This window comes from Streptomyces sp. NPDC051569 (genome assembly GCF_044454085.1).
GTDB lineage: Bacteria > Actinomycetota > Actinomycetes > Streptomycetales > Streptomycetaceae > Streptomyces.
Window position 1 is genome coordinate 168,863 of the sequence record NZ_JBITDJ010000009.1, and the last position, 18,116, is coordinate 186,978.

8 protein-coding genes are annotated in these 18,116 nt (G+C 69.0%); 5 read left to right on the top strand and 3 right to left on the bottom strand.

Going from position 1 to position 18,116, the window contains the following annotated elements; translation table 11 throughout:
- Positions 1-22: 22 nt before the first annotated feature.
- The 5 genes from ACIBAE_RS16525 (at position 23) to ACIBAE_RS16545 (ending at position 13,271) form a co-directional block, all read left to right on the top strand.
- On the top strand, positions 23-4,153 hold the full coding sequence (locus tag ACIBAE_RS16525; protein WP_399285517.1) for an SAV_2336 N-terminal domain-related protein: 4,131 nt from the start codon (positions 23-25) through the stop codon (positions 4,151-4,153).
- A gap of 326 nt (positions 4,154-4,479) precedes the next feature.
- On the top strand, positions 4,480-5,595 hold the full coding sequence (locus tag ACIBAE_RS16530; RefSeq protein ID WP_399285518.1) for a hypothetical protein: 1,116 nt from the start codon (positions 4,480-4,482) through the stop codon (positions 5,593-5,595).
- Positions 5,596-5,726: 131 nt separating this feature from the next.
- Complete coding sequence (locus tag ACIBAE_RS16535; protein ID WP_399285519.1) at positions 5,727-7,724, top strand: ATP-dependent nuclease; 1,998 nt, start codon at positions 5,727-5,729, stop codon at positions 7,722-7,724.
- The gene (locus ACIBAE_RS16540; protein ID WP_399285520.1) at positions 7,721-9,541 is read left to right on the top strand and encodes a UvrD-helicase domain-containing protein; all 1,821 of its coding nucleotides are present in this window, start codon (positions 7,721-7,723) and stop codon (positions 9,539-9,541) included. The genes ACIBAE_RS16535 and ACIBAE_RS16540 overlap by 4 nt, the downstream gene beginning before the upstream one ends.
- Before the next feature lie 100 nt (positions 9,542-9,641).
- Positions 9,642-13,271, top strand: coding sequence for an NACHT domain-containing protein (locus ACIBAE_RS16545; RefSeq protein WP_399285521.1), 3,630 nt, complete (start codon positions 9,642-9,644; stop codon positions 13,269-13,271).
- 467 nt (positions 13,272-13,738) lie between these two features.
- On the opposite strand, the gene ACIBAE_RS16550 is transcribed toward ACIBAE_RS16545, so the two are convergent.
- The 3 genes from ACIBAE_RS16550 to ACIBAE_RS16560 form a co-directional block, all read right to left on the bottom strand.
- The gene (locus ACIBAE_RS16550) at positions 13,739-14,857 is read right to left on the bottom strand and encodes an AAA family ATPase (RefSeq protein ID WP_399285522.1); all 1,119 of its coding nucleotides are present in this window, start codon (positions 14,855-14,857) and stop codon (positions 13,739-13,741) included.
- 120 nt (positions 14,858-14,977) lie between these two features.
- Positions 14,978-17,377 (bottom strand): transposase, encoded by a 2,400-nt coding sequence (locus ACIBAE_RS16555; RefSeq protein ID WP_399285523.1) that lies wholly within the window; start codon positions 17,375-17,377, stop codon positions 14,978-14,980.
- Between the two features lie 17 nt (positions 17,378-17,394).
- A complete protein-coding gene (locus ACIBAE_RS16560) occupies positions 17,395-18,084 on the bottom strand; it encodes a TnsA-like heteromeric transposase endonuclease subunit (RefSeq protein ID WP_399285524.1) in 690 nt (229 codons plus the stop codon).
- Positions 18,085-18,116 lie beyond the last annotated feature (32 nt).

An 18,116-nucleotide genomic window follows, 5' to 3' on the forward strand; every position in this document is an offset into this window, starting at 1 on the left:
CGGGGCTGGGGATCCCCCGGGCGTGGAGCGGGCCACCAGCCTGAACCGGGCCGTCTCGGCGATCGTTGCCGTGGCCCCGGGGTTCGACGGGACGGCGCTCGCGGAGGCGCTGTGGCTGGCCTCCCGTATGGCTGCCGGTTCGGCTTCGCCCGCACCGGGTGAATCGGCGCCCACGTCGGCGCAGACCCCGGCGCGGACCGGGCCGTCCGTCCAGCCCCTGCCACGCGTGGGTGGCTTCGCGCGGCAGAGCCCTCCGACGGCACCGGAGAACCGGTCGGCCCGTCCCCTCCACGAACGGCTGCCCGGATCCACCGGCCGAGTCTCAGGTGACGCGGTAGCCGTCCCCCGGGCGACGGCGCTGCCGTCGGCGCTGGAGATGACGCGTGCTCTGCGTCCCTGGAAACGCCCGTGGCGCACGGGGCGGCGGCATGCGCTCGACCTCGACGCGACCGTGGCGGGGTATGCCCGCAGCGGGGAACTGATCCCGGTCTTCGCTCCCGCTCCGGAACGCTGGTTCGACCTCGTGCTTGTCGTCGACCGCTCACCCTCGATGCAGGTGTGGCGGGACACCGTCAGCGCCTTCGCGGGGCTGCTCGATCGGCTCGGCGCGTTCCGCACCCTCCAGGTGCGAGACCTCACCGTGGACCCGGATGACGGTGTCGGCCTCACCGACCGTCAGGGCCTGCCGACCTCGACCGGTCAGCTGGGCTCCCCCGACGGCCGTCGGCTGATCGTCGTGGTGTCGGACTGCGCCGCACCGGCCTGGCGGGCACCGGAGATCTGGCAGCAGTTGCGGACCTGGGCGAGCCATGAACCGGTGGCCCTGCTCAACCCGTTGCCGCCCAAGCTGTGGCGGCGCACCGGACTCGACCTGCCGACCGTGCGGGTGTCCCCGGACGCCCCGGGCACCGGCAACACGGGACTTCGCTTCCGGCTGCCTCCGCTGCTGGCCGCTGGCGAGGCGGATCCCGACGGGTGGCTCGCGCTGCCGGTGCTCTCGCTCTCCCCTCACGCCCTCGGGCGCTGGTCGCGGACGGTGATGCTGGCGGCCCCCGAGGGCTGCTCGGCGGCCCTGATCCCGCCTGCCGGCCGCCCGACTCCGCTCGGTACGGGCCATCCCCCGGCCCGCAGAAGCGCCGAGGCCCGCACGGACGGATTCCTGCGCACGGCGTCGCCCTCGGCCGCCCGACTGGCGATGCTGACCTCCGTGTTCGACCGACTGAGCCTGGATCTGCTGCATGTGCTCCGCCAGGAGCTGGTGCCCGAGGCCACGACCGAGGACCTGGCTGAGCTGCTCGGTTCCGGGCTGTACGCGCTGGACACGGACACCGGCGGCCCGGTGACCCTGACGCCCGCTCCCCAGGTGCGGGCCCGTCTGGAAGAGGCGTTGACGGAGCACGACACCCTGCGGCTCAACCGGGTGCTGGACCGGCACATCGCCTCGGGTCAGGGCGGCGGGGGCCGACTGCCGGCGGTGGCGGGCCGATCGGACGGCGACGAGGGGATCGCCGCTGAGGCCACGGCTGCGGGGGTCGCATGGGGGAGGACGCTGGAGCTGCTCGGACTCCCCCTGCCGACCGACGGTACAGAGCCGCCGGAGAGCGTCGGCAAGACGACGGAGCCCGCGGACGCCACCGACCTCGCGCTGCGGGTGGCGCTGGCGATGTTGCCGCAGGACCGACCGGCGGAGCCGGTCGAGGTGTACGAGACCGTGCACTCCGTCGTCACCCTGCTTGCTGCGCGGGGCCTCGCGGTCGACAGGGGGGCTCTGCTGAGGCAACTGGAGGCCTCCGTCGTCCAGTTCGTCGCACGACCCGCCGTCCTGACGGACGACCGGGACCACGAGCCGTGGTCATCGGACGGTGACAGCACCCGCGCGCGGGAGTTCTGGGAGCGCTATCTGAGGTTCCTGGAGTACGAGCGGATCCTGCCGCCGGCACAGATCCGTCAGCTGGACGATGTCACCAGCGGCCTGCTGTCCCACCTGGAAGACCCTCGTCGACCGGGCGGTTGGCGGCGCACCGGTCTCGTCATGGCACCCGTCGGCTCGGGCAAGTCCACCTCGGTGATCGCCCTCGCCGCCAAGGCGGTCGACGCAGGCTACGGCACGGTCATCATCCTGGCCGGTGCGACCAACGCCGAGCGGGATCAGATGCAACAGCGCGTGGACGAGGGGTTGTTGGGATTCGACAGTCAGTACACGGCGAGTTCGGAAGCCGGCGGCCGGATCGGCGCGGGTGCCATGCCCCATGCCCGCGCCCTCCCCATCGTGTCCGTGACGACCCGTGGCGAGCAGGGCGACTTCTCGCTGTACAAGACCTTGAGCCTCAGGCCCCCCGTCTACCCGCAGGTCTTCGTGATCAAGAAGAACCGTCGGATCGTCGACAGAGTCCGCGACTGGCTCACGCACACCTCACAGCCCGAAGACCGGCCCACGCTCGTCATCGACACGACGGGCGACGCGAGGGGCACGCTCAGCTCTCCCTCGAAAGTGGACGAGAGCGTGGAACGGTTGCTGTCCTCGTGTCCCAGGGTCGGCTACGTCGGCTACACCTACACGCCCTTCCTCACGACATCGCAGGCCCTCCCCGACTTCATCTACCACGTCCCGAAGCCCCCTGGCCACTTCGGCCCCGAACAGCTCTTCACGGACACGGAGCAACCGCTGCCCCTGGTCCGCACGGTGTTCGATCAGGACCACTGGCTGCCGCCCGGACATCGGGCCGACCACGTGCCGGGCCGGGAACTGCCGGACTCCCTCTTCACCGCGCTGAAGTCGTTCGTGCTGGCGTGTGCCGCACGCCGGGTCCGGGACCGGAACCGGACGAGCAACTCGATGCTGGTGTCCGTGAGTCGGTTCGTCGCGGTCCAGAAGCGAGTCTGCGACCAGCTCGCCGAGCGGGTCGGCGTCATCGCCGAGGACCTCAGAGACCGGCGCGGCCCACGCGGACAGCGGCTCATGACCGACTTCGAGGAGTTGTGGCGCCAGGACTTCGTCCCCACCAGCGAAGCGATCGCCGACGCGGCCGTACCGACGGTCTCATGGAAACAGGTGGCCGATCAATTGCCGCTCGTGGCGCAACGGCTGGTCGTCGTCACGGCCAACTCCGCCTCCGACATGACGCCCTACTTGTATGAGAGCGAATACGGCGGTCTGAACATGGTGGCGGTCGGCGGCGCCAAGCCGGCCCAGGGCCTGCCTCTCGAAGGGCTCACCACCAGCTACTGTCTCCGAGCCCCGGCCAACTACGAAACCCTGCGCTTGCTGACCACGCCGTTCGGGCCCCAGACCGGTTACCAGGACCTGTGCCGTCTTTACGCCACGCTGGAAGTCCTTGACACCCAACACCGGTTGACGGCGACGATCGACGGACAGCGCAAGGAACTGCAGGAGCTGGCCGGTCTCGACATCACCCCCGCCGAGGCCGTCCTGCAGGTCCGGGCCACGCATTCGCCCGGCAGGTCGTGGGAGACCCTGGACTTCACATTGGCTCGCGAAAGGGTGCGGGAGAACTTCCGGACCCTGGAGGCATTCATCCGCGGCCTCGGCCGACCCGGCACCCCGGACCCACGTACCGCCGCGAACCTGCTGTGGCATGGCGTCACACCCGCGAAGATCACGGAGTTCCTCGACGCCTATCTGCCAGGTTCGGAGCCATCGTGGAACCGGCTCGCCGAGATCTGCCGGTACCTGCGCCGGGGCGCCGGCCTAGGAGGGTTGGGCGAGTGGACCGTTCAGTTGGTGAGCCCGCCGAAATCGCCGGTACTGGTTGAGGTTGCGGGGCATCGGGTCGGCACGGTTCGCCGTGCTCCGTTGCCGCGCGGCAACGAGGACGGGTTCAGGATCCGGCGGCTGTCCGCTGTCGGAAACGAGTACGCGGATCTCGACCCGGACCAGTACCTCAGAGCTATCGACGCGACACGCTCCGCGGCGGCGGTCGATCCGGCTCGTCCGGCCCGGGGGCATGAGCCGACGCGGCCCTCCCGTGCGGCGGTGGAGGCCGTGCGCCGCCCGGACCAGGCTTTGTTGTCGATCTACCTGGTCCGGGGGGAGGAGACCGTCGACTACGAGGTTACGGCTCCACTGGTGGGCCTGGCCGTGTCCCTGTCACGCTCGGCCGCGCTGTCCGAGCCCTCCTCCCCGCTCAGCTGAGCGGCGGCCCAGGTTCCGGAGTCGGTACCGGCTCCGGGCCCGGAGGGATCAGGGACGGCGACGGATCGGGAGCCGGTCCGGGGCGCCATCCTGGACCTGCTTCTGGGACAGAGCGCCGATGACCCCCTACCTCGTCCCCGACAGCCCGAAGCCGCGCCAGGTTCGGACCTCCTGCAGGAGGACGAGCTATCCAACGGGCTCTGAAGCAGCGCTGCGCAAGGCCCGCGCTGCTTGGCGTCAGCAGGACGTCGTCCCGTGCCGGGCGGTTCGGCCTGCGATGCAAGGATGAGCGCACGCCTGAAATCCCTGAAAGCTTCCATGCCGACGTGCACGGCGACACGGTCATTGATGCCGACCAACTGGTTCGGATCACCTCGCTGCACCGGGGGTTTCTCTACCAGCACCTGTACGCGGCCGCCTGCCTGCTGCGCTTCAAGACGGCCGGCATGCACCGGCTGCTGGTGGAACGCGACGAGGACCTCGAAGCCGTCCTGCCCGGACGCCATCTGTACCTGCAGGTGAAGACCCGTAGCCGGCCCCTGCAGTGGGGAGACGTCAGCGGCGCGGTCGACGGCTTCGCTGCGGTGCGGGCCCGTCACACCGAGGGCAAGCGCTCAGGACAGCCACAGCTGGTCATCGTGGCCAACATGCCGCCCGGCCCGCAACTGGCCGCGAAGATGGAGGCGGCCGACTGGCCCGGCGACGTCACCGTCTTGACCCCGCAGGCGGCCCTGCCGCAGGAGTGGCTTCCGCCGGCCTGGAGCGATCTCGAGGAAGGCATCGCCTGGTGCACCCACGAAGCCGCGCAGGTTCCCTTCTCCTCACTGGCTCCGCTGACTCTCGTGTGGAAACTCGCCGCCCGCGTCATCTATGCCTGCACGGGCCACGGCGACCAGGCCTTCACCGCCGACACCGTCGAGGACCTGCACGAGCAGTTCGTGAAGGAGCCGCAGACCTTCCCGGTCCTCGCCCACGACTACCTGCCTCAGGCCGACCAGCCCGCCCTGCTGACCGACGACCGGGTGCGCCTGATCACCGGCTTCTCCGGAGCGGGGAAGACCGCCTGGGCCGCCCACGCCGCCCAGCACTGCCCCGAGCCCCTCACCTACTTCGACACCGTCGCACTCACCGCCGACGCCGTCGCCGGCGGCCTCGCCCGTGAACTCGCCGCCCGGCACCTGAACACCGACCAGCGCACGGGCCTGCCCCCTGCTTCCGGCATCGACCTCCTGCGCGCCGTCCACCACCAGCTCGACGGCACATCAGTGGCCGTCGTCCTCGACAACGTCCACCGACTCAGCGCCACACGTGCCAGGACCGGGACCGCAGGATGTGCTGCCAGTCGAGGAAGCCCCGAAGGGCTGTCGGGTTCCGGGGCTGCCGGGCAGGCGCCGGCGGCAGAGGACGCGTACGCCTCGGCCGCGCCGCCGGTTGCATGGTGATGGCCGAGGTGTTTTCCGCCGGATCCCCTACCGTCGCGTGCGCGCGCCGGTAGCCTTCCGTCCCTGCGAAAAAGGGGTGGAAGTTGTATTTGGGGCGGGTCAGGGCCAAGGGTTTCAAGTCGCTGCTGGACATGGACGTTCCCCTCCGGCAGGGCGTCACGGTGGTTGTGGGGGAGAACAACGCGGGCAAGTCGAACTTCATCGATGCGCTTCGTCTGCTGACCGACCCGCTTGACGGACGGCGCAGTAGATGGTGGGAGGCCGAGGACGTTCATCCATGGGCGGAGAGGGGCTCGGAACTGACTGCTGTCTACACCAAGTTAACGGCTGCGGAGGCAGGCACCCATCTGCAGGCCCTGGTGCCCGCGGCGGATGAGTCCGGTCTCCCAGAGGGGCATTGTGCCCGCTACACCGTGCAGTTCACGCGGCCGGCTGCGGATGCCCGGTCACACCGTCCGGTGTGGTCGGTGGGCCGGCAGCTGGATGATCCGGAGCCGGAGGCGCGCCGTGTGATCCGGCACGTCTACCTGCCACCGATGCGTAACGCTCAGCAGGAGCTGGCTTCCAGTGCCGGGAACCGGTTGCGGCTGATCCTCGCTGCGGAGTTGGGCGGGGAGGAGGCGATCAAGGACTTCGAGCAGGAGCAGGCAGAGCACTTCAAGAGCCTGGAAGGGCACGAGAAAATCAAGGCGGCCCGCAAGAGGATCGACGACCCGCTGGGGCTGCTCACCGCTGGGGCGCATCCGCAGCACATGGGGTTGTCGTTCGCGGAACCGACGCTGGTGTCCATCGCCCGGGCGCTGCGTACCCGGATGAGCGACGAGGGCCTGGCCGTCGAGGACATCGCACGTTCCGGTCTGGGCTACGCCAACCTTCTCTACATCGCGACCGTGTTGGCCGAGCTGGAGGCTGCCCGGGACGCTGATCTGACGCTGTTTCTGGTGGAGGAGCCCGAGGCGCATCTCCATCCGCAGCTGCAGATTCTGCTGTTGGACCACCTGAGGGATCAGGCGCTGCGTTCTCAGCAGGCCCAGCCGCCCGCCGACGGAGCACCCCTGGGACGCATTCAGGTCGTCATCACGACCCATTCGCCGGTCCTGGCCGCGGCCACCACGGTCGAGGACCTGGTGGTGCTTAAGAGATGCCGCACCCTCGCCCCCCGCACCAAGGCAGCGGATGCCACCCCGGGCAGGCCGGAGGGTTCTGCCCTCGGCGCTGGCGCCGATGCCGGGTCGCAAGGCGAGCGGGCGGGTTTCGCGTTCACTACGGCCGCCGTTTCGGTGGCGATGATCCCCTTCGCCAAGCACGAGGCCGCCAAACTCGACCGGTACCTCGACATCACCAAGAGCGCCATGCTCTTCGGCACCCGGGTGATTCTCGTCGAGGGCTTGGCCGAGGCGCTGCTGATGCCGGCTTTCGCCCAGCTCGTCCTGTCCGAGCTGCCGCAGGAGGAGCGGTGCAGGGCCAAGGCCGTCTTCCGCGGAACGTGCATCGTCGCGGTCGACGGCGTGGACTTCAAGCCCTATATGCGCGCCCTGCTCGCGGGAGTGGACGGCGTACGGATTGCGGACCGGGTCGTCCTGATCACTGACCAGGACCCGAGGAAGAAGAAGATCCCGTCGGAACTGGACGACCAGGACCAGCCGGGCGCCGAGACCGCCTCGCAGCCCGCCACAGGAGCGACCCACGCGGTCTCCGAGACTCTGGCCGACGACGGGGCCGATGGTGACGAGGAGCCGGAGGTCGGCTTCAACCGGGCCTCCTATCTCCGCAGCCACCTTCACGCGTGGGACGTGCCCGATGCGGCGTACCACATCGCCGAGAGCAGGCCCACCCTGGAACCCGAGCTGATGCGCCCGCAGAGCAATCAGGCGGTTCTCGCCGAGACGTTCTTCGACCTGCGACCGCGCTCCCAGCACCGCTGGAAACCGATCGAGGAGGCCACCACCTCGGAGGAACGGGCAGCCGCCTTCGGCGCCCTGTTCACCTCAGAGACCGGTCTTCCCAAAGGGGACTTCGCCTACCGCCTCGCGGACCGTCTCACCCGCGCTCCGGGCGGCTTCACGGTGCCAGGTCACCTGGCCGGCGCCATCCGCTGGATCGCCGGAGTGGACGAGGCGAGCACATGAGCGATATCGAAGAACAACGTGAGCAAGCCCGCGACCAGCAAAAGCAGGTGGTCAACGCCCCCGCCCCTCTCTTCGCCCGCGCCTGCCCCGGAGCGGGCAAGACCCGGGTCCTGGTTGACCGCCACTGCAATACCGCACCCGGCCGGCGGCGCACCGGGCGCGCCCTGCTGTCCTTCACCAACGTCGCCGCCGACGAACTGCGCGAACGCTGCACAGGCCAGGGCGGCCGCACCGACCTGACCCTCTTCCCGCACTACATCGGCACGTTCGATGGCTTCCTGTGGCGCTACCTGGTCCGCCCCTTCCTGCCCGCCGCACCGCGTTGGCAGCACGTCCTGTCCTGGGACCACGTTCCCGGCGCGATAGTCGGCCCGCGCAAAGTCCCCCTGTCCGCCTTCGACTTCCGCTACGACCCTGCCACCCGGCGGACCGGCGTCGCCTGGCCCACCTCCGGCCAACACCTGCACAACTCCCAACTGACCGCGGACGACTACCTGGCCCGGGCCAGGACGACCCGCGAGCGGCTGTGGCAAACGAACGGCTACATGACCGGCCTCGAGGTACGTATCGCCGCCCTGGAGCACGCCGGCGACCCGGCCTGTACCGAACTGCTCGCGCACCGCTTCTTCGAGGTCGTCGTCGACGAGGCACAGGACTGCTCAGCAATCGACCTGGCCATCCTGACCCGCCTGCACCAGGCCGGGATCCCGCTCGTGATCGTCGCCGACGCCGACCAAGGCATCTACGAGTGGAACGACGCCCGTCCCGAAGACCTCCAACAGTTCACCCGGCACATGGGCGACCCCCTCGAGCTCACCGGCAACTGGCGCAGCACCTCCGCGATCTGCCAACTGGCCGCCACCCTTCGCCCCACCGCACGCAGCACCCCGGACATCGCCGTCGGCGACCACCACGACAGCGCCCGGCCCTTGCTTCTGCTGCCGTACGGCAAACACCGCAAACAGATCTCCGGGCTCATGAGCAGCACCGACGCCGGCGAAGCCTTCACCGCCTGGGCCGCCCGCGTGGGCATCGGCGCCGGCGACTGCCTGGCCGTGGCCTACCGCAACACCGCGGTCCCCAAGGCCCACTCCCGGCCGGCACCGCAACTACCCAAGGGTCACAACGCCCTCGCACTGGCCTGGGCGGCCGCCGTCTTCTCCGTCCCCGACGCCCCGCCCGTCTCCCGCGCCCACGCCCTGACGGTGGCCACTACCTTCCTGCGCGAATACTGGTACCCCGATGCACCTGGAACTCTCAACGAACTGATCACCCAGCACGACCTCACCGCCGTACTCCTACGCCGGCGCGCGGCCGCATTCCTCCACGCCCTTCCGGCAGTGGACGCAGTACCGGCGCGCCGGTGGCGCCAACAGGCCCGCCTGGTCCTGCGGGACCAGGCACCTCCCGCCCCGGCAGGGCCACCAGCCCCGCCCAAACTCCTGCCCCTGGCCACCACAGACCTCGACGAGCCCATCCGCTCACTGATCGGGCTCCCGGGGGATCAGACGGACGAGGCCACATCCGCCCCGGTGATGCGCAGTTCCAGCATCCACCAGGCCAAGGGCAGCGAAGCCGAGGCCGTCCTGATCCACCTCCCCAAACCGCAGGACATCACCGAACTGATCGGCAGCTGGAACAGCCCCTCCACGGACACCGCGTCCAGCGAGCTGCTGCGCGTCTACTACGTCGCCATCACCCGCGCCCGACGCCTCCTTGCGCTGACCTATCCCTACTCCAAACAAGGCGACATCACCGCGCTGTTGGACGCGCACCGCATCGACCACCAGACCCGGACCGCGCCCCCAGTGCCCTGAGAGCCTCGCTGCAGGGCACCGGACTGCCCAACCGAACCGGAAGTGTCGGTGGCGCGTTCTACAGTGTCCGTTCATCAGCAGGTTCGGGGGAGGAGCCAGCATGGCGGGCGCAGAGACACCAGACACCGCGGTGGCCGCAGAGGGGCGATACCTCTACGAGCGCCTCGGTGCGCGAACGTTCCAGCAACTGTGCAACACCTTGTTGGCCCATGTTTTCACCGGTACTCGCTGTTACCCGGTAGGACATTCCGATGGTGGACGTGACGCAACCCGCCAGGATGGCGGCGACCTGATCATCTATCAGGTCAAGTGGACCAGTAAGCCTCTGCAGAGTCCGGTCGCGTGGCTGAACGCAGCGATCAAGGGCGAGGCCGACAACATCCGCCGCCTGGTCAAGGAAGGAGCCAAGGCCTACCACCTGCTGACCTCGGTAGCCGGAACAGCCGTGCCGAAGCGCGGCTCCATGGACATGCTGGACGAGGTTCTGGCCAAGCATGCGGCCACGTTCGGCATCCCCATGAGCATCTGGTGGCGTGCTGACATCGATGCGCGCGTCGACGCTGCGCCCATCGAGCTGAAGTGGGCGTACTCAGACATGCTCGCCGGCCAGGACCTGGTGCGCTACCTGATCGACGGAGCGGGCCAGGCCGCACACGATCATGCCCTGCGGACGCTGGCGATGAAGGTTATCGCCACCCAGTGGGATGAGGACGCCAAGGTCAAGTTCAAGCAGGTCGATCTGACTTCCCACCGCCTGGAGGACCTGTTCATCGACGTCGAAGCAGTGCGGGTGGCGATGCCGGCAGCAGTCATGAAACACGGCTTCGGGCAGTCGGAGATCGACACCCTGGGCGGGGCCGCCGACTACCTGCTGGGCACGCGTCAGCCGTTCACTCTCGTGCGAGGCGAACCAGGTCAGGGGAAGTCGACGCTCGGGCAGTACCTGTGCCAACTGCACCGCGCCGCCTACCTCAACGGCCAAGAACCCGCAGAGGAGTCCAGGACATCTCTGCGTAGAGTCTTGCTCACCGATCCGCGGCTTCCGTTGAGGATCGATCTGCGCGACTACGCCTCCTGGCTGGACGGGAACGACCCTTTTCATGACGAGGACCGCCCTGCCCGTCCCAGGCCGCGGGCACGTGGCTCCCTGGAGACCTTCATCGCCTCCCTGCTCAGTGCCCGCAGCGGCGGCCTGCCCGCGACGGTGGCCACGGTCAACGACATCCTCGAGCGCCTGCCGGTGCTCGTCGTTCTCGACGGCCTGGACGAGGTCGCCCGCCGCGATGCCCGCGAGCGGGTCGTCCACGAGATCGACATGTTCGTCGCACGGCTACGGACGGCTTTCCGGCCTCAGGTGATCGTCACGACCCGTCCCAATGTGGGAGGACTGGCCGAACCCACCCCGGAGCGCTTCGAGACCATCGCCCTGAACCGGCTGGGTGAGAAACTACGCATCACCTACCTGCATAAATGGGCGCAATCACGGGATATGCCGGAAAAGGAGCGTCGGAGTCTGGAGCGGATCTTTCGCCAGCGCTCCGCCGAAGCGCATATCTCCCAGCTCGCCGACAACCCCATGCAGTTGACCATCCTGCTGTATCTGATGCACAAGCGCGGCAACTCGGTGCCCGCCAACCGCACCGACCTCTACACCTCCTATATGGAGACCTTCCTTGACCGTGAGGCGGAGAAGACCGCCGCGGTCGACGAACACCGCACCGACCTCGAAGAAGTCACCGCGTACCTGGGCTGGCACCTGCAGGCCCTTGCCGAGAAGGAAGGCGGGAACGGCCAGCTCCCGACCCGTGAACTCCGGCGGGCGATCATGAACTACCTATTCGATGTCGACAAGAACGTCACTCTGGTCAACGACCTCTTCACCGCCGTCACCGACCGCGTCTGGGCATTGACCAGCAAAGTGCAGGGCACCTTCGAATTCGACGTCCAGCCCCTGAGGGAGTACTTCGCCGCCCGCTACCTCTACGAGTTCGCAGGCGCCGACCAGCGCACCTTCGACCGGGCCGAAGTCCTGCGCCAACTGGTACGCAGGGGATACTGGCTTAACACCACCAGATTCTTCGCTGGTTTCTCCAGGCCCAACGAACTGGCAGGCCTCGTCGAGACACTGGAAGAAGAACGGGACGAAGACTCCCGTCCCCGTCAACTGCGCCTTTCCGCCTGGGTCCTGCTGGCAGACGGCGTTTTCAGCGGCCGCCCCCGCACTCAGCGGCGAGCTGCGGAACTGTTCCTCGACGACCTCAGTATCCGTTTCATCCACCACGAGCTGGTCACCAACGACGACCTGCCCCTTCCCACCGCGGACCGTGGAGCCGATTACCTGGCCAACGCGTTCCTGCAACAGATCGCGAACGACCCCGCCTCCCCGGCCTCCGCCGAACGACTCCAACTCGCCGTCCTCCTCCTGGACGATGCCGAGGCCTTCTACACCTGGTGGCACCCCCACATGCAGGCGGCTCTGGGGACCGGCCGGGAAGAGGCCTGGCTGAACATCGGCGCACCGTTCCGATGCGCCCGCCAGCTCACCCCGCCCGACCTCGAACGTCTCACGCTCGCCAACGACACCGCTGCCACTGCGGCCCTCCGCGCCGGGCTGACCCCGCCGCCGGGCTCCCGCCATGAGCAGCTACTCGTCCAGGCGATTGTGAACGGGCACGCCAGCGAGTTGAGTTCCCCCACCACCGACTACGCCGCTGACCTTTTGCGCATTTTGCGCCCGCAGAACTTCCTCCGCATGGCGGACGACGGCTCCACGTCCCTTCTGGAGGGGGTCGGGCACAGCGACCCTGGCCTGCCCAGCCAGCAACGCCAAGCGGCCCTGAGACGTCTGAAAGAGCGCGATCCGGGTTTCAGCACCTTGCAGGCTGCTCTCGCCTTCCGCAAGGGACAAAAACGCACCACGTCGCCCTGGAGTAACACGGCCCGGGCCGTCACTGCCATCCTCGGACCGTGCTGGCTGGCAGCGGAGATTACCGTGATCGGCGCGGCGGCCACCGCTTTCACCACCGGAGGTGACATCACCGGCGGCTCACAACCCCTCGGCCCCGCCCCCGACTACGGACGCCTGTTGCAGGAACTGCGCAGCCACCGCACTGACTCTTCTTGGTGGAGTGAGCAGTTCACCACCCACACCGATCCACTCTCACGCGCCACCTGGGTACTGGGCCTGCTCGCGACAGCCGACCAAGCCCTCGTGACCGGGCACCTGCCCCATATCGACGAAGCCCTCCAGGCTCTTCCCGACGACATGCGCTGGGCCCTGCTCATGAGCTCAAGCCGTCTGGGCGCCACAATTGCCCGCCCCCTGTCCTCCACTGTTCTCTCCGCTGCCGCGTCCCACGCTCCATGCACCGCCCTCGCGGTCGCCCACTACGTTGCACACGGGGAAACGGCGCTGCGTCCCCTCACCGACGCAACCCTGGCGGACATGTCCACCTACACCACCGCTGCCTGGCCCGCTCATCTGGCACTCAACGTGCGTATGAGCAACTACCACACCCCCGGCACCCTTACCGCGCTCAAGGCACACGGTCCCGGCGCTCTAATATCGGCAGGGGCGGCCCACCTCACCGCCGACGAGGCCACCACCATTCTCAAGTTCCCGTTCGACTACCCCATGCCTTTCGTGGCGGCAGCGGACAAGGCTGCGAGCAGCGGCTCTGACGCCTATCTGGCAGATGCGGCCGACGATGCCAACTGGTTCTCCTCCTGAAGCATCCTGACCTCCCCGGACGGCTGTCGAGGCGCGCGTCCGCAAGACTGCCGCGTACTTCTCGGCCGCGATACCTGGCTCGATCGGCGGTGCCACCCAATCTACGCGTCATCGAAGACAACCAAGGCGTCGCTCTGCGCGGTGGTCGCCCGTGCACCACGGCGGCGCGGCGCCGTGAAAACGGCGGCTCGGGCCGAAGACCCCTTCGGCGAACCCTGGGATGACGTATCCGCAGTACCGGTTCGCTGGGTGCTGCTTTGGGTATCGGCGCGCTTCATAACAGCTTGAGGCGGGCCTGCACCGTCCTGCCCCGCGCTGCTCACACAAGTTCCTGCTCCTGGGCCTGTGTGGCGGCGGAAGCCGTGGCAGGCACGATCTGCACCGGCCGTCCTTTGCCAGGGTCTGCTGCCTGGACGCTCAGGCTGTCCCTGCCGCCGATGGGGATATTCCGGCGGCAGGGGGCGGCCTCAGACGAGCTGCGCGGCCGCGGCGTTGATCTCTTTGAGGGTGATGTTCTCGCTGCCGCTGCGGATGGCGTGGACGGCGGCGGTGGAGATGACGTAGGTGAGGGCTTTGAAGTAGCCGCCGGTGTGCTTGTGCAGTACGGCGGCGTGTTTGGACAGGGCGTTTTCCTCCAGCCGGTACAGGCTCAGGTCGGTTTCGAAGCTCGCCAGCACCCGGTGGAAGACCTCCTGGTCTCCGGAGTCCATCGGGAGGGGGTGAAGCCAGGTCACTGGCAGCAGCGCCTTGGGGGAGGAGGAGATGAGCTCTGCGTGCTGTCCGGCGTGTTCGAGTCGTTGCCGGTTCTCCTGGCTGACCCGGGTCAGGTCCCAGGCCAGGGCGCGCGCCTGGTGCAGGATCTCGCCGGCACCGGTGCCGCAGAAGATGAGCGAGATGCCCATCTTGTCGCGGAGGTAGTCGAAGTAGGGCAGCACGTTTGCCAGTTGCTGCGGGGTCGCACGGTTGATGTCGTCGATGAGCAACAGACGGGTCTGCGTCTTCTCCAGGATGTAGTTGACCGGCAGGGTCAGGTCATGGTTGCGGCGCATCTCCAGGACTTCGGCCATGCTTTTCGGCTCGGGTTGCAGTCCCAGGAAGGAGGCGATCTCCCAGATCCAGTTCACCTTCGACTCGGGGTCCGCCGGGGTGGTGATGTGTACCACCGGGATCCTGTCCGCCTGCCTGCCACCCGTGCCGGCTTCGATCTCCCTCTGGGCGGTGCGTCCCACCGCCCGCAGCAGGCAGGACTTGCCGGTGCCCGGAGGCCCGTCGATGACATGGTCCATCAGGCCTTCGCGGCTCCCGCTGTTGCGGTGCACCGCCGCCACGACCGTCTCCTGCACGTGGGCCATTGCGTCGGTGGCCACCATCCGCAGATGCCGGTGGTAGGCGATGGCCTGTTCGTCAGTACGCCTGCCCGCGTCAGGAACGCTGTCCTTCGCCCGTACCGGCACCTCCACTTCTTCGTCGACGCAGTGGTTCCACCCGGTGAGCTGGAACAACGGCAGAGGACGCATCGGGGTGTCGCGCATCTGCTGGCGCAGACGGGTCTCACGCTGGTTGCGTAGTTCCACGGTTGCCTTCATGACCCTGCTCTCTGTGTTCGGTCCACGGTTTGTGTCTCGTCCTGCCGGCGGTCGCGCCCAGCGGGCCGGGTTCGTTCGGTACGGGGAGCCCGCCTGGTGCGGCCGGCTGTGGCGAGTCGTTCACGGCTCCATGCCGCCGCCTGTCTGTATCTCCCACACCTCGTCCCCGTCCTCGTTGCCCTCCCCGTTATCGCTCCGGCTGTCGGCGTCGGTGTCCAGGAGTTCCGCCTCGACAACCTCGTAGGCTCCGTACGGATCCGCTTCTGCTCCAGCCGCTGAGGTGTCCGCCTGGGCGTCGGTGACATCGGAGGGGAAGAGGGCATCGAGCGGATGCGGAGCATGAGCCCGCTCGTCGTGCGGCACATCCGCATCGCCTGCGCCCGCGGGCAGCGCGGGCACGGACGGGGGCGCGGTGGGGGACATGGGCACCGCCGGGTAGGGCCGCAGGGCCGACAAGTCGAACGGCTCAAGATCGGCATAGCGGTCCCGGGCCGGCTGTTCGGTCTCCAGCTCCATTCCCTGGAAGGGCGGTTCGACGCCGGTGCGCTTGGGCGGCGGTTTACGGCTGCGCCGGCGCCGGTTGCGCTGCGCCAGGGACAGGGCGATCGCTTCCTCGTCCTTTTCACTGCCGCCGGCGGCGCGGTGCTGCTCGGCGTGCTCCTGCCACATGTCCGCCGTCCACGGGTCGTGCAGCAGATGCCGCAGCCGGAAGTCGCACGTCACCCAGGCGCCCGACGTGTGGTCCAGCAGCCAGACCCGCTCGGGGCGGTAGGGGTTGAAGCGGCATTCCCACTTGTCGTTGCGGCCGGGCCGCTTCGAGGGGCCGCGCAGGAGGATCTCGCGGTAGTGCCCCGCGTCCTGCGTGATCGGCTGATACGTCCGGTAGTCGATCATGAATCCGCCCTTGCCGGGGGTGACGTACTTCGCCAGCAGGAAGAACCGGTTCTGGGCGGGTGAGAGCGGCATCGCCCGGTAGCCGCTGCGGGCCACCTGGAGGGCGTACATGGCGTTGGGGGACAGGGCCACTCCGGGCCGGAAGGGGTCACGCAGCCCCGCACTGGGGGCCTGCTGGTACTCCAGGGCCACCCATTCCTGCGCCATCTGCTGAAGTTCGGCGATGGTGAACAGCGGCATGCGGTCGATTCCGCGGCCGCGCTTCTTGTGGCTGCGGCCCTGCCAGCCGTGTCGGACGTGCTGGCTGAAGCCGTGCGCGAGGGTAGTGAAGAAGCCCTCGACGAGAGGTTTGTCGTCCGGAGTCTTCTTGCGCGCCGGACGGCGGGCGATGCGCAACCGGTCGCAGACCTCGGTGAAGTGCTCACTCACATAGGGGCTGCCCTGGTCGTAGATGATCAGCTTGGGGCGGATCACCGGGCGGGCGGCCGTGGCCTCGGTGAACCGCTCGTCCGCAGCCCGTAGCGCCCCGAACGGCAGGCTGGAGGCAGCGGCCGCACTCAGAGGGTCCCAGCCCGGCATCACGGGCCAGGGCGCGAAGGCCTGCGCCAGCATCAGCGTCAGGTCGATGGCCCGGGTCGCCTGGCCGGACTGTCCGCTCTTGGTATCCCCGGGGCGGCTGGGTGTGATCATCAGGGCGCACATGCTGTGGCTGGCCACGTCGATCAGCGCGCTCATCTCCGTGGCAGTGGGCCGGCCGTCGTCGCCGCGGGCCAGGATCCGCAGCGGTGTGGTGTCGACCTGAGTGACCTCTCCCGGGATCAGGACCACCTCACGCCCGCCGTGGGGGAGAGGCGGTGCAGAGGCCAGGGCGGCCCGGGCCCGCGTCGGCGCGGCCAGGGCATCGGCCAGACCCGACTCCTTCATCCGCAGGTAGAACGTGGAGCGCGAGGGCAGCAAGGCTCCCGCGGCAGCCGGGTCGTCGAGTTCCGCGGCGTACCGGGAGCGCAGCAGGTCCTCGACCTCCTCGCGGATCACCTCGATGGTCACGTCCGACGCGAGTGCCCGCCGTGTCACCACCTCCTGCATGGCGGCCAGGCACCGCGGGTCGGTGAAGCCTCCGGGCCGTCTGTCCCGCGGTTCGGGCAGCAGGACGGCCGCGTTCTCCGCGGCCGCTTTCCACTTGCGCCGCTTGTCGGCGAGTGTGTGAGGCGAGCAGCGGATCCCGTCGGCGGCCAGACGTGCCGACATCGCGGCGCACCGCTGTGCCAGAGTCGTCCCCGGTCCGAACCCCTGCTGCGGCTCGCCCGCGCCGGGCGCCAGGCCGGTATCGATCTCGACCATGCGCGCCTGCCACAGCGCACTCTCCTCCTCCCGGTCCTCCGGCCGCCCCCGCCCCTTCAGGGCGGCGCCGTCCGAAACCGGTGCGCCGCCGGGGTCCAGGACAGCGAAGTCCTCGGCACCCACCAGCCACCGGTACGACACCGCGCAGGGGGCTTCCCCGTCCTCCACCGGCATCAGCGTGACTTTCGGTCCTTGCCAGGCCGCGACTTCCCACTCGTGCTCCTGCCAGTGCACCCGGGCCCCGATGGCCAGCGGCCCCGGCACCAGCCCCTCCTGCCTTCCCATGCGCCGTCCTTTCTCCTTCAGGCCGTCCAGGCCAGGGCGTCGGGCAGCAGCGGCTGTGCGAAGTCGAACAGCAACTCCCTTTGCCAGAGCATCCGGTAGGCAAGATCCAGACCCGGCAGTTCGGGCAGCCCGCTCACCGCCACACCCGCCCGCAGGCCCGTAGGCTCCCTGAACGCCCTAAGCAGCGCCCGCGTCCGGCCATCCTCGCCGCCCTCGGGGAACCGGTAGTTGGCCAGCCACCCCAGGTTCCGCACGCGCACTCCCGACGGCTCACGCACCAGCCGCACCCGCCACCCGGCCGCCTGCGCCACCACCTGCAGCACCGGAAGTCTCCGTCCGGGCAGACTTTCCCTCCCGGGCGGCAGCAGCGCCAGCACCTGCCGCTCGCCGCCGGCCGTGCGCGCCACGAAATCCGGACGCCAGCGGCGCACCCGGCTTCCCTCCCGCCACACCAGCTCCACCGGGCCGGCGCTGAACGCCGCCCAGGCCGGCTCGAAGTCCAGTTCCACCGCCAGCCGCCACTGCCGCAAGCTGCCGCACACCACCGTCTGCTCCCGGGTCGCCACCGGCCAGTAGGTGATGATGCCCTTGCGCCCCCGATAGGGCACAGGTTCACTCACCGGCCCGAACTCCTCCAGCTCCACCCCCCGCAGCCGGGCCGCACCACACGAGCGCACCGCCCCGTACGGCTCGCGATACAGGACCACGACGCTCCCTCCCGGGTCCGGCACCGATACCC

What these genes read in the sequence shown, in the direction of transcription:
- ACIBAE_RS16545 (WP_399285521.1), top strand. Translation starts at nt 9,642, where the DNA reads ATGGCGGGCGCAGAGACACCAGACACCGCGGTGGCCGCAGAGGGGCGA.
- ACIBAE_RS16550 (WP_399285522.1), bottom strand. Translation starts at nt 14,857, where the DNA reads ATGAAGGCAACCGTGGAACTACGCAACCAGCGTGAGACCCGTCTGCGC.
- ACIBAE_RS16540 (WP_399285520.1), top strand. Translation starts at nt 7,721, where the DNA reads ATGAGCGATATCGAAGAACAACGTGAGCAAGCCCGCGACCAGCAAAAG.
- ACIBAE_RS16555 (WP_399285523.1), bottom strand. Translation starts at nt 17,377, where the DNA reads ATGGGAAGGCAGGAGGGGCTGGTGCCGGGGCCGCTGGCCATCGGGGCC.
- ACIBAE_RS16535 (WP_399285519.1), top strand. Translation starts at nt 5,727, where the DNA reads ATGGACGTTCCCCTCCGGCAGGGCGTCACGGTGGTTGTGGGGGAGAAC.